The following is a 21,883-nucleotide window of genomic DNA, read 5'->3' as shown; positions in this document are numbered from 1 at the left end:
AATCCGTTGATTTGTTACAATAAATGTTATTTTTGATAAAACGATTTTACAATGGGAGACGATTTAATGTCTAAGAAAAAGCCTAGTTTTCCTATTTCAGAAAAACTAAATGAGTATTTAAATGAGTATAGTAGAAATATAAAAATACCTATATTTTATGAAGATTTACTTAGGTTTTCAGGTTCTATAGTGGTATACGATGAAGATGATAATGATACCCTTTGGTTACGTGTGTATTACAATGAATTTGAACGAGAAGAAATTGATTATGCATTAAAAAAAGTATATTCCATTCTTATATCTGATGGTAATGATGATATTTTGCAATACCTAAATGTAGATACCATAGATTTCTGTACGTTCGGAAATTCGCAACCCTTTAGAGTGAAGGTGAGAAATGTTTTGAATGATAACTTTACGTATTTCTATATTAAAAAAGCAGATGCTTCAAGAATTTATGGGTTAGAGTTAGAGCATATGTTGTCTCCTTATAACTTAAACTATTTAGTTTATAAAGATACCTTAATAGAAGAGCATATAGCTGGGATACCCGGAGATATTTTTATTAAAGAATTTTTACCTGATTGTACCGAGTTTCAAAAATCGCAAATTGCCAAAGAGTTTGTAAAGTTTAATGAGCGTTGTATGATTAGGCTTTTGGGTGATATGCGTAGTTACAACTATGTGTTTGTTGTAACCCCAGATTTTGATCATGTGGTTTATAAAGTGCGTGCTATTGATTTTGATCAGCAATGTTATGAGGGTAGATTAAAAGTATATAGACCTCAGTTTTTTAAAGAGAACAGAATTATGGTTGATTTAGTAAGGGCAAAACTTCAAAAAACATCCATAAATCAATACAAAGTAGAGGAACGTTCTATCGTAGCAAAGCGTATTTTAAATTCTTTAGAACAACTTAGAGATTTATTAAGTTGTATGAAAGCAGATCATATTTCTAAGCAAGAATATGTAGATAGTTTAAAGCTTGAAATTTTTGAATTTACTAATGATTTAGAGTTTAAGAAAGCTTCTAATATGGGTGAAATACTTACAGCTGCGTTAGATTTTATTAGAAGAAACTATGAAGATGTTAATATGACCAGATTAATGCAATAGTTGGTTTAAGTGGTATGCTAATTTATCGGGCTCAACATTCACTCCTATTATTTTTCTGTCTTCATTGATGAGGATGTTATAAGGAATGCTGTAAAATTGATAGTGTTCTACTAGTGGGCTTTCAAACTCGTTACCAGCTCTTAGGTGGTTCCAAGTAAGGTGGTCTTTTTCTATGGCTTTGTGCCAAGCATCTGTACCGTCTTCAATGGAAATACTTAATATGTCAAAACCATCATGTTGGTATTTTTTATATAGTTGTACCCAATCAGGATTTTGTTTTCTGCAGGGTACGCACCAACTAGCCCAAAAATCTACTAACAAATAGGGTGCTGTAACAGTGCTGCTGTTTTTTGTTTCATCATCTAAATCATATAAGTCAAAGTCTTTGAAAGTGGCACCTATACCAAATTCTTTCAATTTTTCTATGGCTTGATTTATTACAAATATGTCGGTTTTACTTTGCTTAGAGGTGTCAAGCTTGCTTTTTAGTAAAGACACTTCTTCCGCACTTAAAATCCAGGTTTCAGAAGCTATTTTTCCTAAAAACTTTGCACTTAAGCTATGCGATGGGTTTTCGGTTATAAAGGTTTCTAATGAATCTTTAAGAGCTGTGTCAAAATTAGCATCCTTATAATGCTCATTTAAAAAAGTTTCAAATTTGTGTTGTTTGGTGTGGCTTGCAGAACCTTTAATGTCTAGCACTTTTAAGTTACTAGCATTGTCTAAAGTAAGTTGAATATGGCTGTTTTCAATATACAGCCAAGCTAGTTTATCACTGTTTGTAGCGGTAAGCCATCCTTGAATAGGAAAATCGGTTTTCCCTGTAAAGGAAAACCGATTATTTTTTACTAATGAGCTATCTTTTTTATAAGGGGTATTAAGGTATATATACCCCTCAAAAACATAATTATTAAAGGTTCCTTCTATGGTGTAACCATCGTTGCTGTTTTTAGCGCAACTAGCAAAGATTACTAAAATAACAATGTAGCTCAGTAGTTTCATTAGTTCTTTTCTTCTTTGTTAAAGTATACTAAGTAGTAATACATTTGACGTTCTTCGTCCCAACCTTTTTCAACAAATTTTTCAGCGCTTTCCGGGTTAATGAAATCCATTTTAATCTGAACATTTGTATCAAGATTAATTACGTTTTTCATTTTTTTACGAGCATCTGAAACGGCTTTGTTAGCAATAGGGAAGCTACTTACATCTTCAATATTATACTTAGGTCCTTTTTCTGTTTTGTAATGTTTAAACTCTGGTATTAAATCTGGGTTATCAATAACCTCATTTAAAAATGCTGTTTCTTCAAAATCATCATTTTTAGCAAAGTGGTTTACAGCTCTGTTCATAAACATAACTTCTTCCTTTTTATCTTCAGCAGGAAGTACCACATCTTTAGCAAAGTCTTTACAGAATTTTAAATACTTTTTGGTAAAGAAAGTTTCATCGGTTAACGCATCAACATTTAAAAAGTTTTCTAACCAATATTTAGCATCATAGCGGTTACTGTCTATAGATAGTAATTTAAAACCATCTGCTTTATTGGTGTTTAATATAATACAACCTTTATCTAGTTTGTTTATATTAATACCTTGTTTAATTAAAATATTAATGTCGTTACCATTTTCTTCAAATTGAAGAAAGTCTTGCTTTAGCTCACTTTTAAAAATACCAATCGCGTCCATTTTCTCATTATCCAATACCACATCGTTTAGATAAGCCACATATACTTCTCCTGGCTTAATGTGTGGGTGGTTTGATTGTTCAAATAAATGCGTAGCTATTTTTTTAGAGTTATCATGAATAGAGGCAGGGTCTGTAAAAATTTCTACTGCTATTTTATAAAGCTCATTAAGCTCTACATCAACATCATCATCAAAACGTAAATAGTTTTCTTCTTTATCTCTAAATGGTTTAAAGAAGTATTCTTTTAATAATCCTAAGATTTCATCATTTAGCTGGTATGGGTTTTCAGAAAAGAAAACACCTTCGTTTTTGCTTTTGTTACCCACTTTGTGGATAGATAGGCTTTCAATGTGTGTAGGATATAAATTAATCATTCTTTGGTGTAAACTATTTATTTGGTTTATTTAAATAACCGGAATATTAATTCCAGTTCTCGTCAAAATCGTAATCGTCGTAATTGTTAAAGTCATCATCATCGTCATTGCCTTCAAGACTTCCAAAATCTGAACTCATTTCTTCTGCTTCAAAATCTTTTACAGGAGCAGATTCTGGTAACTCTCCATGAGAAAATAATAAACTAGGGTAAGCAACTTCATTATCATCTTCACTAACTTCTGCTAGCTCTACAAAGAATGTCCACATGCTAAAAAAGTCGTATACATAAATCAATTTGTTTTGATCTTCTGAAGCGGCATCGTCTAAAGAAGTTTCATTCATTAAACGAACTTCAGATGAGCCATCGCTCATGTCAAACAAAGATATTTCTTCTCCTTGGGTCCATTCATCATCACTTACATAGAAAGAAGCCATTTCTGTTCCGTCAAATCCAAATGCTTGTGTAATGGCATTATGAAAATCTTCCATGGTTGCCGATGATTCTATGGCAATGTCTCTAATTACATCATCCTCTGCATCAAGTATAACTCTAAACTTATATATCATTGTAAAAAATATGTTTAAACTGAAAAAATAATTATTTGCTAAACCTATGTAATGTATAGGTCATGGCGCTTAATAAAAAGAAAGCTCCTACTTGGTGTGCTACCCCTAACCAAACCGGTACGGCAAGTAAGATAGTAAAAACACCTAGTATAAATTGTAAAATTACAATAAACATTAAGGCTCTTAAACCTTTTTTTTGAGTAAGTGTAAGACTCATAGTTTTTCCTTTTAGGTATAAGACTAAAATGAAAATAACTACTACATATGCCAAATATCTATGAACAAACTGAACTCCGCTTTTACCTTCAAAAAAGTTTTTCATCAAAGGTTCTTGTTCGGTGTAAACTGTTGGGTGTATTAGTTTTCCTTCGCTCATTAATGGCCAATGATTATGAATAAATCCGGCATCTAACCCTGCAACAAAAGCACCCCATATAATTTGTATTAAAAGTATAATTAGGGCCAATCTAATTAGGTTTCTAAATTTTTTGTTGACCGATATTCTATCTGGATATATGATATCTAATGCTACCCAAAGTGTTGCAGCAAAAGTAATAAAGGCAGTAGTTAAGTGTAGTGCTAGTCTGTAATGGCTTACATCTGGGCGATCTACCAAACCACTTTTAACCATATACCAACCAAAAAAGCCTTGAAGCCCTCCCAATAGTAAAAGGATGACGGATTTTCTTATGGTAGAACTTGTTAATTGCTTACGTACTAAGAAGTACAAAAACGGAATTAAAAATATCATACCAATCATACGTCCTATAAGTCGGTGAAGCCACTCCCAAAAATAAATATCTTTAAAGTCTTCAATGGTAAAATGGGTATTCAGCTTTTGGTATTCTGGGTATTGTTTGTATAATTCAAAAGCTTCATTCCATTCTTGGTCTCCAATAGGAGGGATGGTTCCTGTAATTAATTTATAATCAGAAATGGATAAGCCAGAATGTGTTAATCGGGTTATACCACCAATTACTACCATGATGAATATTAAAAAGCATCCTGTAAGTAACCAGTACACTACAAATTTGTTGTCTTTTTTCATCTTATTTTACAGCTTTTAAGCCTAATTTTTTTCCTCTTTCTAGCATAAAGTGATAAGCAGCGTCATACTCATTAGGTATTTCACCTTCTAAGATAGCTTCCTTTATGGCATCTTTAATAATTCCTATTTCTTTAGAGGGTTGAAGATTAAAAACTTCCATAATTTGTTCACCACTAACTGGTGGTTGAAAATTACGTACATGATCTCGTTCTTCAACTTCTACAATTTTTTGTCTTACAATTTTAAAATTGTTATGGTATTTTGTAAACTTTTTAGGGTTTTTGGTAGTAATATCTGCTTCACATAGCGTCATTAAATCTTCTACATAATCTCCAGCATCAAATATTAATCTTCTTACCGCAGAGTCTGTAACAATATCTTGTGCCAACACAATAGGTCTAGAACTCATAAGTACCATTTTCTGAACAAACTTCATTTTGTCATTCAATGGCATGTGTAATCTTTTAAATAGTTTATACACCATTTTAGAGCCTACAAACTCATGTCCATGAAAAGTCCACCCTATTTTTTTGTCAAAACGTTTGGTAGGTGCTTTTCCTATGTCGTGCAACAAAGCAGCCCAACGTAACCACAGGTCGTCTGTGTTTTCAGCTATGTTATCTACTACTTCTAGCGTATGCCAAAAGTTGTCTTTATGTTTTTGCCCTTCTTTTTCTTCTATGCCTTGTAGAGCTGTTAATTCAGGAAGAATTAATTTTAGAAGTCCAGTTTGGTGTAATAATTTAAATCCAACAGAAGGTGTTTTGCTTAGTATTATTTTATTAAGCTCGTCTACAATGCGTTCTTCAGAAATAATTTTAATTCGCTCATTATTTCTTTTAATTGCTTCTAATGAATGATGTTCAATTTTAAATTGTAACTGTGAAGCAAATCTAATAGCGCGCATCATACGTAGCGGATCATCAGAATAGGTAATGTCAGGATCTAAAGGAGTTCTTATAATTCCTTTTTCAAGATCTTCTATACCGTTAAAGGGGTCTAATAGTTCGCCTCTGTTGTTTTTGCTTAAAGAAATAGCTAACGCATTAATGGTAAAGTCTCTTCGGTTTTGATCGTCTTGTAAAGATCCATCTTCTACCAAAGGTTTTCTAGAGTCTTCACGGTAACTTTCTTTTCTGGCACCAACAAATTCAAGTTCAATATCATCTGTTTTAACCATGGCAGTACCATAGTTTTTAAATACCTGAACTTTTGTTTTTTGAGGTAAAAGTGATGCAACTTCTTTGGCTAATTCAATACCACGCCCAACAGCAACCACATCAATATCTTTTGGTGTGCCACGTTGAAGCAAGAAATCTCTAACAAAGCCACCAATTACATAACAATCTACATTAATATTTTCTGCAGCTTGTGTTATGGTTTCAAATATAGGGTCTTGAATAGCTATGTTAGTATTTATTTCTTTCAAACTCTTTTGCATTTAATCTTTTATGTTTCTTCTTGCTCTAAGTGGTAGCGAGAAAAAAAGGTAAACTCCTTTTATTTTCTAATGATTTTTACCAGTCCGCTTCCACTTAATTTAATAATGGTAGAAGGTTGTGAGCAAATTTTTTCGCGGTGCAAATTTACTACATAGTCCACACCTGATAAAATTTCGTTGTTAATTTCTTTGAACGATTTTGGCGTAGGAGAGCCACTAATGTTTGCCGAGGTGGAAACAATAGGTCTGTTTAATTTTCTAATAAGTTGTCTGCAAAATTCATCTTTTACTACTCGTACGGCCAACGAATTGTCTTCTCCAATTAAATTTTTAGCAATACCCGACGGCTTATCGTATATAATGGTGGTAGGTTTATCTGTATGGTCAATAATATCATAAGCAGCATCTGGTATTTCTCTAAAAATACGCTCCAACATTACAACGTCTGATACCAAGCATATAAGAGCCTTGCTTTCTTCACGTTGTTTTAGCGCATATATTTTTTGAACAGCTTCTGCATTTGTGGCATCACAGCCTAATCCCCAAACTGTATCGGTAGGATACAGTAATGTACCTCCTGATTTTAGGGTTTTTAAAGAATTATGAATTTCTTCTTGCATAAAAAATTACTTTTGTGCAAAGTTAATCCATTAATTAAAACTTTATGAAAGATACCGCTTGCAAAATTCTTTATGTTTTACATAAAAAAGGAGAAAATAGTCATTATAAGGGGTTGGTGGCTTTGGCAGAGCAAAACAATATGCAGGTTAAGTTTAGAGAGTTCTCAATTATAGGGCGGTCTTTAAAAGGTATTTTTAAGTTAGATGGTAAATTATACGCTAAACAATGGGTGAACTTGTTTTTTATGTTAGGCTTGTTGTTTAGTAAAAATAAGCGTGTGGTTTTGGGTATTGCGCCTTACGATTATAAATTACGCTCGGTACTTTTCTTTTTGAAAAATCATAAGGTATACTATCATACAAGTTGGACGTCATGGGATGGTAGTTACTACCCTAAGAAGAAATTTGTAACTGATAAACTAAAACAAAAATGGGCAGACTTTTTAGAAACTACCTCAGAACATATTTTTGCAGTTTCTGGTAAAACAAAAGAGGAGTTAACTACGCATTATAATGTGCCCGCTAGCAAGGTAAGCGTTGTATACCACACTGTAGATCCTCAGTTTTTTATTGATTATAAGGTGCAAAAAAAACATGGGAGTTTTATCTATGTGGGCAGATTGTTAGAGGAAAAAGGATTAACAGAATTATTAAATTTTTTTGCTGAGAAACCTTCTTATACTTTTACTATTGTAGGTAATGGAACCCTTGAGAATATGGTAAATGAATATGCTGCTAAGTATCCTAATATTGTATATAAGGGGTATGTTTCTGATAAAGAGATGTTAGCAAAATTATATCAAGAACATCAATTTTTACTAATGAATTCTCAGCGTACGGAACGTTGGGAGGAATTGTTTGGAATGTCTATAGTTGAGGCTATGGCATGTAAAACAATACCTGTGGCAACTTCACATTCAGGGCCCAAAGAGATTATTAAAACGGGTGAAAATGGCATATTGGTGCAGGAAGGAAAAATGGTTTCTTTCCTGGAAAATGAGCTGTTAAATTTAGATATAGTGAAATTAAGTACGAATGCTTATCAAACAGCAGTTTTGTATACAGAGGAGGAGGTAGCTAAACGTTGGGAGCCTATTTTAGCTTAATTATTTTTTGCTCTTGTCTGTATGATTTGCTTAGAGGTAAACCAGTAAATAGCCCTATGGCTAAAGGGAAATATTTTGGTTTTACTAATGCGGTTAGAAAGTAGCGTATTAATAAAAAGTATCTAGCAATTAAGTAGCTAAAATATCCATTGTTTTTTTGCATCACATAAAGCATAGATGTTTTAAGTTCTAGCTTTTTCTTAATGGATGTTTTTTGACTTTTCCCTTCGTAGTGTATGTACTTAGCTGAGGGTAAAAAATAAGTGAATTTCCCCTTCTTTTTTAAGCGGTAAGAAAGGTCACTTTCTTCATAGAATAAAAATATGTTAGTGTCGAAACCACCAACATTATTAAAGTCTTCTGCATTACAAAACATAAAGCTACCATTTACGTAATCTACTTTTATGGGGCTAGTGTAGTTTATTTTACGTTTTGGTTTACCTGCTAATTTCTCCATAGCAGAACTTCCCAAGAAAAGCTTTCCTAGTGATATAAAATGATCGAAGCTATGAGATTGTTCAGTTTTGCTTTTTAGTATTTGCGGACCACAAATACCTGCATCTGGAGTATTTTCCATAAAGTTTAAGCACTCAGAGATGCAGTCGTTTTCAAAAATAGTATCGTTGTTTACAAACGCATAATAATTGGCATGTGCAAATTGTACGCCTTGCATATTACCACCACCAAAACCGGTGTTTATGCAACTTCTAAATAATGTGATTTTAGAATTTTGAAGTGCCTTTATACTCTGTTCTAAACTAAGGTAATCTTCAACTTCAGAGGTGTTGTCTATAACAATTATCTGATAATTAATGGAAGCATCTGTTTTGTTTAGAATGCTTTTAATGCAATCAATAGTGTAGGTTGCTGTATTGTAGTTTATAACTATAATTGCTACAGTATGCTTCATGTATTTAGATTATTATAGGTTAAAATGTTGGCTTAGGTTTTTCCATTGCTCCACATTAAAATCTTTCCCGATGTTTTGTTTTTTTAAAGAAACCTTCTGAGTAAACATTACGGGTATTAGTGGTATTGAGGTTTGTAACCGATACGTTTCAGTATTGTTTATGAGTGCCATGGCTTTAAACCATAAGTCATCAGCTTTTGGGCACAATGTAAGAAACAATTTGGTATTGGTAGCATCCTTGTGTAAAGCATGGGGCGGGTATAGAACACCTCCAACCCCTAATGGGAGTAATTTATCTGATTCATCCCCCTTGTTATAAGGCCAATTTTTATAAGGTTTTATACTACCGTCTTGTTTATAGCTAATCTCTCTAGAAAAATTGGTAATAACTTTTTTAGGGTTCGCTTTATGTGTGTTATAGATAGTTTCTAGCCAGTTGTTAGGGTATATCATATCATCATCACAAGTAACAATAATGCAATCGCTATGCTTGGCTAATGTTTCCACAAGTTTTAAATGCGGACATGATATACTTGAAAATTGTATAGAAAAACAAGACCCTTCTAATTTTTTTAAACTTTTAGGAATAGCGTTTTTAAGATCTTCGTGCAACCATAAAATTATTTTTTCAGGGGCTGTACTTTGATTTAAAATACTACGTATGGTAATATGTACTTTGTTTAACCTGTATGGAATTGTAGTTAATGAAACTATTACTGGTACAACGTTTTTAGGTTGTCTTAATTGTTTAGCACTTTTACTAACTAATTGGATAGTATGTGTTAAGGAAGGGATGAATTCTTTTAGTTTCATAAAAGTACCTTATAAAGATTTTAAAAAATCAATTAAATGATTTTTAAATAATTTAGGTTCAAATGCTGTGTAGAAAGTATCAATGCTTTCTATAATTTCTTTTCTTTTTAGACCTTGTAATGTTTCTGCTTTAAAGTCTTTTAAATGAACTGCTTGGTGTTTGTTTTCTTCAATAAACCACCCCGCTTTACCTGTAAAGGGAGCAAAAATAGCATACGTTGGTACTTTCAAAGCTTTTGCCATATTAATAGCGCCTCCTTCATTTCCAATAATGGCTTTGCACTGTGAAAGTAAGCCTAAGAAACCTCTTAAAGAATTTGAGAATACATCAAATTTAATATGTTGCTGCGTTTCTGGCTTGCATAAATTGTAAATTTCTCTTGCCTTTTTTTCTTGAGAAGGTATGTAGTTGAAAAGTATAGTGACTTTTCTAGTTTCTACGATGCTATCAATTACAAGTGCCATATACTTGGCAGGATAAGTTTTAATATCACTACTCCCTAGTACGCCTATCATTATAATTTCTTCATTTTCACCAATACCTTTGTTTTTTAAAAAAGTTTTGGCTTCAACTTTTTCTTCTGTTGTTAGATGAATAGTAGGAGATAGGATTAATTTTTCTTCAGGAATATTAAATGGTGTAAGAAGGGTCACACGATTTTTAATAGCTAAAGTCATTTTAGGGTCTGGATCATCATGCGTATGAAACGTTTGATTGTAAATCCATGATGTATAGGTTTTCGTGTATGAAATTTTTAAGTTAGAATTAGCAAAAAGTGAAATTAAATTACTTTCTAATTTACCATATGCGTCAATTACAGCATTATATTCTTTACGTTTTATATCCTTTAAAAACTTATAAAAGGCTGATTTGTTTTTGCGGTACTCCTTTTTAAACACAATAACGGTGTTAATGTGCGGATGGTTTTCTAATACTGCTAAGGTGTTTTCATTGGCAACGTAGTCAATGGAAGCCTTTGGGTACATGCGTTTTAGATTGTCGCAAATCATAGTGCTGGTGAGCACATCGCCAATCATCTTCTGCTGGATTATTAAAAATTTCGGTTCGGAAATCATAAATACGAAAGTATTGGTTTTTTTAAGAAAATAAAACAATCTATTTTTGTATAAATTAAATAATGTATGAAAATGAGTCCTATTTCTGTTATAATTAGTACTTACAATGCGGAAGAATGGTTGAAAAAAGTGTTGTGGGGCTATGATAATCAAGCTTTTAAAAATTTTGAGGTAGTTATAGCAGATGATGGTTCAGGAGAAGCTACAGCAAATTTAATTGATACTTTAAAAAAAGAAGTTTCTTACCCAATAGTGCATGTATGGCAAGAGGATGAAGGTTTTCAAAAATCTCGAATTTTAAACAAAGCTATAGAAGCATGTAGTTATGATTATATTTTGATGAGTGATGGAGATTGTATTCCTAGAAAAGATTTTTTAGAAGTGCATGCCGCCTACAGAGAGAAAGGTTACTTTCTATCGGGAGGGTATTTTAAACTTCCAATGGATATTTCTAAAAAAATAACCAAGGAGGATATTAATGCGGGTAATTGTTTTGATGTAAATTGGTTAAAACGTAACGGATTGAATTCTAGTTTTAAGAATACCAAGCTTACTGCAAAAGGTGGGCTATCAAAGGTTTTAAATACTGTGACCCCAACAAATGCTAGTTGGAACGGGCATAATGCATCTGGCTGGAAAGAAGATATTTTAGCTGTAAATGGGATGAATGAAAGTATGCAGTATGGAGGTCAAGATAGAGAATTAGGGGAGCGCCTTTTTAACTTAGGAATTAAGTCTAAACAAATACGTTATAGTGCTGTTTGTGTGCATTTAGATCATGCTAGAGGATATAAAACACCTGAATCAATTGCGTTTAACAGAGCGGTGAGGGATGAGGTAGCTTCGAAAAAAATAACTTGGACCCCAAACGGAATAAAAAAAGAAGCATAGATTTAAAATAAAGGATACTTTTGAATAGATTAGTTTAAACTTATTTAAATGAAAAAAATTATTGACGGCTTTACTTTTTTCAATGAATTGGATTTGCTTGAAATAAGGTTAGCGTATTTGTATGATATTGTTGATTATTTTGTAATTGTAGAGGCTGATACGACATTTAGTGGAGCTAAGAAAGAATACATTTTAGAACAGCATTTAGATAGGTTTGAGGCTTATAAAGATAAGATTATTTATTTGCCAGTGCTCATGCCAGACTTTGCAGAAGAGGCTAAAGTTGCTTGGAAAAGAGAAGAGTATCAACGAAATTGTATTTCAGAAGGGGTAAAGAAAATAGCTTTAGATCCTACAGATATCATATTGATTGGAGATTTGGATGAAATACCTCAAAAAGAAGTCTTGCTTACACTTCAGAAGGATGAAATGAGTAAGTTGAATACGCATACTTCTTATGGTAAGTTGTTAAAGATTTTTGTTTATACGCTTACCTCGTTATTTGCTAATGAAAGAAAAAAAGCAAAGTACCTTACCAGGATAAAACTATTGAAATACGTAATGTTTAAAGGTGGTAAACTACCTTTAATTTTTAATATGATGAACTGTTATTACTACGTAAACTATCAGAATATTGATAAAGGTTGGACGGGTATTATTAGTTTGGAAAATGACATGTTACAATATTTTTCTCCAGAGGAAATGCGTGCACTAAAAAATTATGGAGTTAAATCTGTAGATAATGCTGGGTGGCATTTTTCTTATTTAGGAGGAAAAGAAAAGATCAGATTTAAACTAAAGAATTTTGCGCATCAAGAGTTTAATATACCTGATATTGTGAATGATGAGTACATAGATTTTTGTATCTCAAACGGGTATAGTTTGTTTGAATATTACAAGGGGAATAAGAAAGCGCAGTATCAGAAATTTGGATTGGAAAAATTTCCAGAAAGCTTACAAACAGCTTTAGAGGGTAAAAATGATTTTGTTTTAAAGTAAATCTCTTATTTAAACTAGGTGGTACGTTTTTTAATCCTTTTAATTTCTTTGTAACGCTCGGCAACTCCTTTAGCGTTAATGCTAGCTATTTTGTAGCCTTTTCTTCCATCTAGTATACCTAGGCGAATAATGTACATATAGAAAAACTTAAAAGAAGGCTTAAATAAGGAATGGAAAATTGTAGCAGGCCTCTTTTTTTGATAAATTTCTTGTCCTTTTAAAGTACCATAGAATTTTATTCTACGCTTGTAATCTTCTTCAGATTTATAAAAATTATGATCTAATTTGTTTTTAAGAAAAGCCTCTGAACCTTTAGATATTATTTTTTCATGTACCAATTTATTGGGTACAAAGTGAGCTTTTGATTTGTTGAAAAGACGTAATTGTTTGTCTGTTTGAAAGCCACAAAATTTTAAAGGAACGTTGTTCATTATAAACTTTCGGTACACATAATAAGCGTCGGCTTTTGGAGCTTTTAAAACATCTTTTATTTCGTTTTTTAATGCTGTTGTAACAACTTCGTCTGCATCTACAAATAAAACCCAATTGTTAGAAGCTAAGTTTAAAGCAAACGATTTCTGATCGGTATAGTTTTTAAAAGTATTTTGATAGGCTTTAATTTGAGGGTGGTTTTGTAAAAACTCCCAAGTGCCATCTGTACTATAAGAATCAACTACAATTAACTCATCTGCAAAAGAAATACTATCTATGCATGTTTCTATGCAATTAATTTCGTTAAGTGTTATTAAAACCGCAGATAGTTTGTGCATTTTACCGAGTAAGCCTTAGGTTAGTTGAGGCAAATATAACATTAAATAAATGAAGAAAACTAATAGAAAAATGAAATATCAATAAGAGATTTCTTTCCTTATTTTCATGATTGGTTACTAAAAATAATTACTTGTTTTTCCAATTTAACGGAAAGTTTGTATAAATATTTTAATTGGTCGTATACCAATTTGATTTCTTTTAAGTTTTCTCTTAAAGATTCACTAATAGTTACTTGCCCCTGTAAAAATTCCTTTTCTCTTTGCGAAAACAACTTGTTGTATATGTCTGAAAGATAAGTATCGGCTTTTTTGATGTTTTCTAGCGCTTCGTCTAGCTGGGTTTCTTGTTTGTTTAATCCCATTACACAAGCCTCTAATATATTAATAATAGCATTTATATAATCTTCAAAGTAATCAGATGCTTCGGTGGTTTTGTGACTTTGAATGTAAGTGCCTAAAGCAGCAGCAGCAGATAAGAATGTGTGTTGTATTATAATAATATCATACAGTTGTTTTGTTTTAACTTGTTTAGATTTAGGTTCTTGCGACATTCTTTGGAATGCAGCGTGTAAATTACCAAGTTGCATAAAAGCTGTTTTTCTTGATAGTTTATATTTAGTAATGGGTTGTTTTTTGTTTACGTAAATAGAGGCTATTTCTTTTAAATATTTTTGATTAGCTTTTAATGAGCCTTGTAAAACTCTGTGTAAGTTAGACGACTCCCAAGCCGGATAAAAGAAATAATTAAATATTACTGCTAATAAAGAGCCTACAATGGTGTCTATAATACGTGAGTTGATAATACCGAAAGCATCATCTGAAACCATTGCAAAAACAAAAATTATATTAACCGTAATAGCAATAGCAGCTTTTAAATAATCGCGTTGAATATAAGCAAACGCAAAAATCATGGCTATGAAAGTTATAACGGCGTAAAGGTAAATGTTTGGGGTGCTATAGATTATCAAGTAAGAAAATAGAGCGCCTATAAAAGTACCTATGATTCTTTGAAATGTGCGTTGTTTGGTAATACCATAGTTAGGTCTCATAATAACCAAAATGGTAATAATAATCCAATAGGCGTTTTGAAATTCAAAAACAGTTCCTATAACAAAACCAGTTATAACACAGAGCATTAATCTAAGTGCATGTTTAAATGCTACCGATTTAAAATTAAAATTGTCTCGTAATGCTCTTAAAGAATAATCTTGATTGGTAATAAATTTTGTTGGTTGGTCGGGGTCTTCTGCTTCATGAAGGTTAAAATCGTTAGAAAGAATACTTTCAATAGTCTCTAGTTTCTGAATCTGTTGCTCTTCATAATCTGCTAAATTTCTAAGAAGAATTACGTTGTCTCTTCTTTCTTTGGTGGCCTCGAGTGTTTGTTTATAATTTTCAATAGCTTCATGAATCTTGCTTAATATTGCTCTTAGTTCAGAAGTTTTGTGCGATATTTTTTTATTTGAGATTTTAAAAGATAAGTCTACTAGTAACTCAGAGGATGTGTTAAGTAGTGTTCCAAATGGCTGTAAAACTTCTGAGTGGTCTTTAAAACGTTTATCTATGTCTTTGTAATTAATAGGGGTGGCTAATGCTAATTCTAAAATATCTACAAGTTCAATAAATATTAATAATTGCCTTCTGTGGTAACCACTACCCATTACTTTAGATTGTTGTCTTAAAACAATTGCACGTAAGCTTTCGTGTTTTTCGTTAATGCGTATTTGTAATGTTAGTAGTTTTTTTAGTAGCGGATCTCTATTGTTACTTAAGGGTAGGCTTGCTCTAGTTTTTAAATAAGAAGCAGTAAGCTGCATACATTCTACTAAGAGTTGTTCGCCTATTTGTTTTGGGCTAATAAGGTTTATAATAAAAGAAACTGAAATATAAACACCACTACCAATAAGAATAAAGAAAGCGCTTTTGTATAATTCAATCTCTGGACTTAAAGGTACAAAGCCTAAAGCAATGGCTAATAGACCAGAAAAAGAAACCATTGACGCTCTTAAACCATACACACAGATATAGGAATTTGTAAAGATGAGTATAGAGATAACCGTGCCTAAAAGCCAAGGGTTGTGTTTTGTTAAGTGTACAGAACAAAATGAAACAATAGCCAATCCTATGCCGGTAAGAATACCTATGTAGGTGTGTTTTTTGGTGCCTGGCACATCACTAATAGCGGAAAGTAAAATTCCCATTCCTAGCGTAATGCCAAAAGGAGTGTTTGGGAATAAGGTAAATCCTATAGCAACTAAAAGGAATCCTAGAGTAGCAAATAGGATTCCTTTTCTAAAGTCATATGTTTTTAAAAATAGAAGTAATTCTTGTTTCATGTAATCTGCGGGTTGTGTGCAAATTTACATATACTCATTGAATTATAAAGTGTTAATTTGAAATCGTTCTATATAACTTTCAATCTCTAACCTAATCTACATTTTCAGTAGTCTTTTCTGTTTCAATTTGGTTGTCGGGCTCTGTTTCTTTAGTTATAAGTTCTTCTTTAGGAGTGTTCTCAGGAAATTCTATAGGTAAATAAGCTCTTACTTTTCCCCAACCAACAACAAGGTTTACGGTATCTTCTTCATCTGTTTTGTCAAATGCTATAGAAAGTGCATCTAAAGATTCTTTACCTCCTTCAGAAGATGTTTTAATTCTTACTACATCTTTATTTTCATCATAAGAATAGGCTCCCCAGGTGTCAGTATCTTTATTAATAATAAAGGTCCATTCTCGTTTTTCAGGTATGGTTAATAGTGAATAAGTACCAGCTTTAACTAAGGTGTCGTTTATAATTACATCTTCATAAAAGTGAATTTCAGTAGCTTCATTTGCACCCGTTCTCCAAACTTTCCCGAATGGTGCTATTTCTTTACCTACGGCTCTACCTCTAAGTTGAGGTCTTCCATATAATACTTTAACTAATGGGGCTGCGTTGTTTTCTGTTCTGTAGTAAGCAATATCATGCGGACTCATGTCTAGCCCGCTAAATTTTTGAGCATTTACAGTGTTTAAAGTGCAGATTAATAATAAGGTAAATAAAAGGGCGCTTCCTGTTCTCAATTTCATAGTTTTATTTTTGCGCTAAATATCTTTAATTTTCTCGTGTTTAATAGTTAAATTATATTTAAAATTAAAAGACTTGCTTTGGAGTTATACTTTGTTAGAAATTATGATGCTTAAAAGGAGAAAAGCTTATTGTTTGTAATGTTTAATCTTTTTTAAAGTTACATTTTGTAACTAATAGTGAGTTTTATGTTTTTAAATTGAAATTGTTTAAGGACTTTTGACTTAACAATAATAATAAAATAGATTACCATGTGTGGAATTGTATGTGCATTTGATTTAAAAGAATCTGCGGAGGTTTTAAGACCTCAATTACTAGAGATGTCTAAAAAAGTGCGCCATCGTGGACCAGATTGGAGTGGGATTTTTAGTAACGAGAAAGCTATCTTAACTCATGAGAGATTAGCAATTGTTGATCCAGCTTCTGGTTCTCAACCCTTAGTTAGCGATGACGGTAAATTTGTATTGGTTGCTAATGGTGAGATTTATAATCACCGTGACCTAAGAGCACAATTAAATGGTAATTATAATTTCTTAACTGCTTCAGATTGTGAGGTTATTTTAGCATTATATAAAGAAAAAGGTGAAAAATTTCTTGATGATTTAAATGGTATTTTTAGTTTTGCAATATATGATGTTGAAAAAGATACATATTTTGTAGCTAGAGATCATATGGGAATTATACCTTTGTATATTGGTTGGGATCAGAACGGTACATTTTATGTAGCTTCAGAATTAAAAGCTCTTGAAGGTACTTGTACTAAAATAGAACTTTTCCCTCCTGGGCATTACATGAGTAGTGAAACTGGGGAAAAAGTAAGATGGTATGAAAGAGATTGGACTTCTTATGATGAAGTAAAAGAAAATGAAACCAGTATAGAGGATTTACGAGAGGCTTTAGAGGCTGCCGTGCATCGTCAATTAATGTCTGATGTACCTTATGGGGTGTTACTTTCTGGAGGGTTAGACTCTTCTGTAACCTCTGCGATAGCTAAAAAGTATTCTCAAAAAAGAGTGGAGTCTGGTGATACGGTAGATGCTTGGTGGCCGCAATTACACTCATTTTCGGTAGGATTAGAAGGTTCTCCGGATTTAGCGGCAGCACGTAAAGTAGCAGACCATATTGGTACTGTACACCATGAAATAAAGTTTACCATTCAAGAAGGGTTGGATGCTATTAAGGATGTTATATATCATTTAGAAACCTATGATATTACAACGGTAAGGGCTTCAACTCCAATGTATTTAATGGCTCGTGTTATTAAATCAATGGGTATTAAAATGGTGTTGTCTGGAGAAGGAGCGGATGAGTTATTTGGAGGTTATTTATATTTCCATAAAGCTCCGAGTCCTAAAGATTTCCATGAGGAAACAGTACGTAAGTTAGATAAGCTACATATGTATGACTGTTTAAGAGCTAATAAATCATTAGCAGCATGGGGTATTGAGGGTAGAGTGCCATTTTTAGATAAAGAATTTATGGATGTGGCTATGCGCCTTAATCCTAAAGATAAAATGATAACTCCTGAAAAAATGGAGAAGTGGGTAGTAAGAAAAGCTTTTGAAGACTATTTACCGGAAAGTGTTGCTTGGAGACAGAAAGAGCAATTTTCTGATGGTGTTGGATATAGCTGGATAGACACCTTGAAAGAATTGGTGAATGAAGAAGTGTCGGACGAACAAATGGCAAATGCTCATTTTAGATTCCCGGTACAGCCACCAAGAACCAAAGAAGAGTTTTATTACAGAACTATCTTTGAAGAGCATTTTCCGAGTGATGCAGCAGCTTTAAGTGTACCTTCTGTACCTTCAATTGCTTGCAGTACTCCGATAGCTTTAGAGTGGGACGAAGCATTTAAAAACATGAATGAGCCTTCTGGTAGGGCAATTTCTAAAGTTCATACAGATGCTTACGTTTCTTAATTAATTTGAATTTATGTAATGTTGGATGGTTAATAAATTGGGGATTAGGTGTTGCTTTTGCAACACCTTTTTCTTTTTTATCCGTTTGGTGTTTAATTATTTGGTGTTGTTTTTTTGGCTTCTAAGCAACCTATGTATAAAAATTACTGCTACGATTATTGTTAATGTTTAATTTAAGCTATGTTTCCGCTTTTTTAAGGCACTTTCTTGTGTTTTGATAAGTTGTTGATAATTCATAGTGCTAATCGTTTAAATAATTTCAAAATACGGCGCTATTTCTTATCTTTGTAGTTCACTCGTAATAAGTCTGTATTCCAGACGAGTTAACTTAAGACAAATAATTTATAGTATATGAGCGAAGAAGTTAAAAAGCAATATTCCGCCGATAGTATTCAGGCATTGGAAGGAATGGAGCACGTACGTATGCGTCCTTCTATGTATATTGGAGATGTAGGTGTTAGAGGTTTACATCACTTAGTATATGAGGTTGTAGATAACTCTATAGATGAAGCGCTTGCAGGATATTGTGATGTGATATCGGTAACTATTAACGAAGACAATTCTATAACTGTTGAAGATAATGGTAGGGGTATTCCTGTAGACTTACATAAAAAAGAAGGAGTTTCTGCTCTTGAGGTTGTAATGACAAAGATTGGAGCCGGGGGTAAATTTGATAAAGATTCTTATAAAGTTTCCGGAGGACTTCACGGTGTGGGGGTGTCTTGTGTAAATGCACTTTCAGATCATTTAAAAGCTACCGTTCATAGAGATGGAAAAATTTGGGAACAAGAGTATGAAAGAGGAAAGGCTATTTACCCTGTAAAATCTGTTGGAGAAACAGATAAGTCTGGTACTATAGTTACTTTTAAACCAGATGCTACAATATTTCAACAAACCTTAGAATATAATTATACTACGTTGGCTTCTCGTATGAGAGAGTTAGCATATCTTAATAAAGGTATTAGTATAACACTTACTGATAGAAGAAGTAAAAAGGAAGATGGTAGTTTTGAGGGAGAACGTTTTCACTCTGAGGAAGGGTTAAAAGAATTTATAAAATTCTTAGACGGTAACCGAGAAATGATTATTGCTGATGTAATTTCTATTGAAGGAGAAAAGAATGATATTCCTGTAGAGGTTGCTATGGTGTATAATTCTTCATTTAATGAAAATTTACATTCTTATGTAAACAACATTAATACACATGAGGGGGGTACGCATTTAGCTGGTTTTAGAAGAGGGCTTACAACAACTTTAAAAAAGTATGCAGATAATTCTGGAATGCTAGATAAGTTGAAGTTTGAAATATCTGGTGATGACTTTAGAGAAGGCCTTACTGCAATTGTTTCAGTTAAAGTAGCAGAACCTCAGTTTGAAGGGCAAACAAAAACTAAATTAGGTAACAGAGAAGTTTCTGCTGCAGTATCGCAAGCAGTTTCTGAAATGTTGACTGATTATTTAGAAGAGCACCCAGAGGATGCTAAAACTATTGTACAAAAGGTTATTTTAGCTGCGCAAGCACGTCATGCTGCTAAAAAGGCACGTGAGATGGTGCAGCGTAAAACTGTAATGAGTGGTGGTGGTTTACCTGGTAAGCTTTCTGACTGTTCTGAGCAGGATCCTGAAAAATGTGAAGTATTCCTTGTGGAGGGAGATTCCGCGGGTGGAACAGCAAAACAAGGTAGAGATCGTAATTTCCAAGCAATTTTGCCATTACGAGGTAAGATTTTGAATGTGGAAAAAGCGATGCAACATAAAGTTTTTGAAAACGAGGAGATTAGAAATATCTTCACCGCGCTAGGCGTTACCGTTGGGACAGAAGAGGATAGTAAGGCGTTAAACTTAACTAAGCTTCGTTACCATAAGGTAGTGATTATGTGTGATGCGGATGTGGATGGATCTCACATTGCTACCTTAATCTTAACATTCTTCTTTAGATATATGAGAGAGTTGATTGAGAATGGGTACGTTTATATTGCTACACCTCCTTTGTATTTGGTTAAAAAAGGAGCTAAAAAAGAGTACGCATGGAATGATAAGCAGCGTGATGAGATAAATGAAAGTTTTGGAGGTTCTGCAGCAGTACAACGTTACAAAGGTTTAGGAGAGATGAATGCTGAGCAGCTTTGGGATACAACCATGAATCCTGAGTTTAGAACGCTAAGACGTGTTACTATTGATAGTGGTTCTGAGGCAGATAGAATTTTCTCTATGTTAATGGGAGATGATGTTCCGCCAAGGAGAGAGTTTATTGAGCAAAATGCTGTTTATGCAAATATTGATGCTTAATAACTAGAAAGATTTAGCGTTTGTTTTTGATTTCGATTATCGAATAAAACATACATTTTAATTGAAAGCCTGTAATTTTTACAGGCTTTTTTTGTATACTGTTAAATGATAAAACGAAATGGAAGATGAAGAAAAGTTTTTTAGTAGCCATTCTTTTGGCTTGGTTTAGTCAAACAAAGGCGCAGGATTATACGAGTATTTTGGCAACAGGTATGGAAGCTTCGGAAGCTTATACGAAGCAGTATCTTTCGCCTGGGGCAGAAGCATTAGTATACTCTATAAATAATGGTTGGTTTAGTACAGCTGAAGCAAAACCTGTTTTAGGTTTTGAAGTGTCATTTATTGGGAATATAGCAACAATTAAAGATGAGCATAGAGCTTTTAATTTTGATGTGAGCGGATTTGAAGGGTTGATGTTTGAAGATGGTACAACCTCAAAAGAGGTAGCATCTATTTTAGGTGTTATAAGTCCTGATGTAACTTTAGAATATACCTATGTAGATCCTAGTACGGGAGCCTCAACAGTAGTTGCTATTAAATTGCCCGAAAGTTTAACCAATGAAGATGTGTTTGATTTGCCAAGTGGGTATTTGCAGGCTAGTATTGGTGTGTTGAAAGGTACTGAGGTTAAATTTAGAGTTTTTCCTAATGTAGAGATAAATGACTATCAGGTAGGGTTAATCGGTTTTGGTGTTCAGCATGAGTTTACTAAATGGCTGTCTGAAGACCGTAAGTTTCCAATAGCTATTTCTGGTTTGGTTGCTTATTCGGCTATGGATGCGGCGTATGACCTAGATAATGTGTCTGTGGTGGAAGGGAGTAGACAGCGTGTAGAGAATAAAATAGATTCTTGGCTTTTTCAAAGCATTTTTTCAACCAAATTACCTGTTATTAATTTCTATGCGGGTTTAGGGTATGTAATAGGAAATTCACACTCTAATATATTAGGAGATTATGAGGTGTATGATGTACAAGAAGGACAGAATATAATGGTAACAGATCCGCTTTCGGTAGAAAATGATTTTAAGGGAGTGAGAGCCACTTTAGGAACACGGTTGAAATTAGGTTTTTTTAGGCTGCATGCAGATTATTCTATAGCAGAATTTAATACAGCTTCTGTGGGAATGAGTTTTGGGCTTAGATAGTTATTTAGCAATAAATTTTATAATTTATATGATAAATGACA

The 21,883-nt window shown here is 33.0% G+C and carries 19 protein-coding genes; 7 read left to right on the top strand and 12 right to left on the bottom strand.

Going from position 1 to position 21,883, the window contains the following annotated elements:
- Nucleotides 1-51 precede the first annotated feature (51 nt).
- Nucleotides 52-1,116 carry a hypothetical protein gene (locus Y10_RS11780; protein WP_281765587.1) on the top strand — a complete coding sequence of 355 codons (1,065 nt, stop codon included), beginning with the start codon at nt 52-54 and terminating at the stop codon, nt 1,114-1,116.
- Here the strand turns inward: Y10_RS11780 and Y10_RS11775 are convergent.
- Genes Y10_RS11775 through Y10_RS11750 form a run of 6 tightly spaced genes read right to left on the bottom strand, consistent with a single transcriptional unit; the run spans nt 1,105 to nt 6,853 of the window.
- Entirely contained in the window at nt 1,105-2,118 is a 1,014-nt protein-coding gene (locus Y10_RS11775; protein ID WP_281765586.1) for a TlpA disulfide reductase family protein, read from the bottom strand. The genes Y10_RS11780 and Y10_RS11775 overlap by 12 nt on opposite strands.
- Nucleotides 2,118-3,176, bottom strand: coding sequence for a nucleoid-associated protein (locus Y10_RS11770; protein ID WP_281765585.1), 1,059 nt, complete (start codon nt 3,174-3,176; stop codon nt 2,118-2,120). The genes Y10_RS11775 and Y10_RS11770 overlap by 1 nt, the downstream gene beginning before the upstream one ends.
- Nucleotides 3,177-3,222: 46 nt before the next feature.
- Nucleotides 3,223-3,744, bottom strand: coding sequence for an IS1096 element passenger TnpR family protein (locus Y10_RS11765; RefSeq protein WP_281765584.1), 522 nt, complete (start codon nt 3,742-3,744; stop codon nt 3,223-3,225).
- Between the two features lie 31 nt (nt 3,745-3,775).
- The gene (locus tag Y10_RS11760) at nt 3,776-4,792 is read right to left on the bottom strand and encodes a COX15/CtaA family protein (protein WP_281765583.1); all 1,017 of its coding nucleotides are present in this window, start codon (nt 4,790-4,792) and stop codon (nt 3,776-3,778) included.
- Nucleotide 4,793: 1 nt separating this feature from the next.
- Nucleotides 4,794-6,233, bottom strand: a complete 1,440-nt coding sequence (locus Y10_RS11755; protein WP_281765582.1) for a CCA tRNA nucleotidyltransferase — start codon at nt 6,231-6,233, stop codon at nt 4,794-4,796.
- 59 nt (nt 6,234-6,292) lie between these two features.
- Nucleotides 6,293-6,853: an L-threonylcarbamoyladenylate synthase gene (locus Y10_RS11750; RefSeq protein WP_281765581.1), complete on the bottom strand. Its 561-nt coding sequence runs from the start codon at nt 6,851-6,853 to the stop codon at nt 6,293-6,295.
- Nucleotides 6,854-6,897: 44 nt separating this feature from the next.
- Between Y10_RS11750 and Y10_RS11745 the strand changes: the two genes are divergently transcribed.
- On the top strand, nt 6,898-7,959 hold the full coding sequence (locus tag Y10_RS11745; protein ID WP_281765580.1) for a glycosyltransferase family 4 protein: 1,062 nt from the start codon (nt 6,898-6,900) through the stop codon (nt 7,957-7,959).
- Here the strand turns inward: Y10_RS11745 and Y10_RS11740 are convergent.
- The 3 genes from Y10_RS11740 to Y10_RS11730 are packed head-to-tail and all read right to left on the bottom strand — an operon-like array spanning nt 7,946 to nt 10,720.
- Nucleotides 7,946-8,869, bottom strand: coding sequence for a glycosyltransferase family 2 protein (locus tag Y10_RS11740; RefSeq protein ID WP_281765579.1), 924 nt, complete (start codon nt 8,867-8,869; stop codon nt 7,946-7,948). The two genes, Y10_RS11745 and Y10_RS11740, sit on opposite strands and share 14 nt — an antisense overlap.
- A 12-nt stretch (nt 8,870-8,881) precedes the next feature.
- Entirely contained in the window at nt 8,882-9,682 is an 801-nt protein-coding gene (locus tag Y10_RS11735) for a hypothetical protein (RefSeq protein ID WP_281765578.1), read from the bottom strand.
- A gap of 9 nt (nt 9,683-9,691) precedes the next feature.
- On the bottom strand, nt 9,692-10,720 hold the full coding sequence (locus Y10_RS11730) for a glycosyltransferase family 9 protein (protein WP_281765577.1): 1,029 nt from the start codon (nt 10,718-10,720) through the stop codon (nt 9,692-9,694).
- 105 nt (nt 10,721-10,825) lie between these two features.
- On the opposite strand from Y10_RS11730, the gene Y10_RS11725 reads away from it, so the two are divergent.
- Nucleotides 10,826-11,650 carry a glycosyltransferase family 2 protein gene (locus Y10_RS11725; protein WP_281765576.1) on the top strand — a complete coding sequence of 275 codons (825 nt, stop codon included), beginning with the start codon at nt 10,826-10,828 and terminating at the stop codon, nt 11,648-11,650.
- Between the two features lie 48 nt (nt 11,651-11,698).
- On the top strand, nt 11,699-12,649 hold the full coding sequence (locus tag Y10_RS11720; protein WP_281765575.1) for a glycosyltransferase family 17 protein: 951 nt from the start codon (nt 11,699-11,701) through the stop codon (nt 12,647-12,649).
- 14 nt (nt 12,650-12,663) lie between these two features.
- On the opposite strand, the gene Y10_RS11715 is transcribed toward Y10_RS11720, so the two are convergent.
- The 3 genes from Y10_RS11715 to Y10_RS11705 form a co-directional block, all read right to left on the bottom strand.
- A complete protein-coding gene (locus Y10_RS11715) occupies nt 12,664-13,419 on the bottom strand; it encodes a glycosyltransferase family 2 protein (RefSeq protein ID WP_281765574.1) in 756 nt (251 codons plus the stop codon).
- 104 nt (nt 13,420-13,523) lie between these two features.
- On the bottom strand, nt 13,524-15,755 hold the full coding sequence (locus Y10_RS11710; protein WP_281765573.1) for an FUSC family protein: 2,232 nt from the start codon (nt 15,753-15,755) through the stop codon (nt 13,524-13,526).
- A gap of 91 nt (nt 15,756-15,846) precedes the next feature.
- On the bottom strand, nt 15,847-16,488 hold the full coding sequence (locus tag Y10_RS11705) for a DUF2911 domain-containing protein (protein ID WP_281765572.1): 642 nt from the start codon (nt 16,486-16,488) through the stop codon (nt 15,847-15,849).
- A 249-nt stretch (nt 16,489-16,737) separates the two neighbouring features.
- Here Y10_RS11705 and asnB point away from each other — a divergent pair, with 249 nt between their 5' ends.
- The 3 genes from asnB (at nt 16,738) to Y10_RS11690 (ending at nt 21,842) form a co-directional block, all read left to right on the top strand.
- Entirely contained in the window at nt 16,738-18,408 is a 1,671-nt protein-coding gene (gene asnB / locus Y10_RS11700) for an asparagine synthase B (RefSeq protein WP_281765571.1), read from the top strand.
- Nucleotides 18,409-18,759: 351 nt separating this feature from the next.
- A complete protein-coding gene (gene gyrB, locus Y10_RS11695) occupies nt 18,760-20,697 on the top strand; it encodes a DNA topoisomerase (ATP-hydrolyzing) subunit B (protein ID WP_281765570.1) in 1,938 nt (645 codons plus the stop codon).
- 125 nt (nt 20,698-20,822) lie between these two features.
- Nucleotides 20,823-21,842 (top strand): DUF6588 family protein, encoded by a 1,020-nt coding sequence (locus Y10_RS11690; protein ID WP_281765569.1) that lies wholly within the window; start codon nt 20,823-20,825, stop codon nt 21,840-21,842.
- Nucleotides 21,843-21,883 lie beyond the last annotated feature (41 nt).

The organism is Neptunitalea lumnitzerae (assembly GCF_027924185.1).
Taxonomy (GTDB): Bacteria; Bacteroidota; Bacteroidia; order Flavobacteriales; family Flavobacteriaceae; genus Neptunitalea; species Neptunitalea lumnitzerae.
The sequence above is the reverse complement of the archived record's forward strand: the minus strand, read 5'-3'. Positions and strand labels throughout refer to the sequence as shown.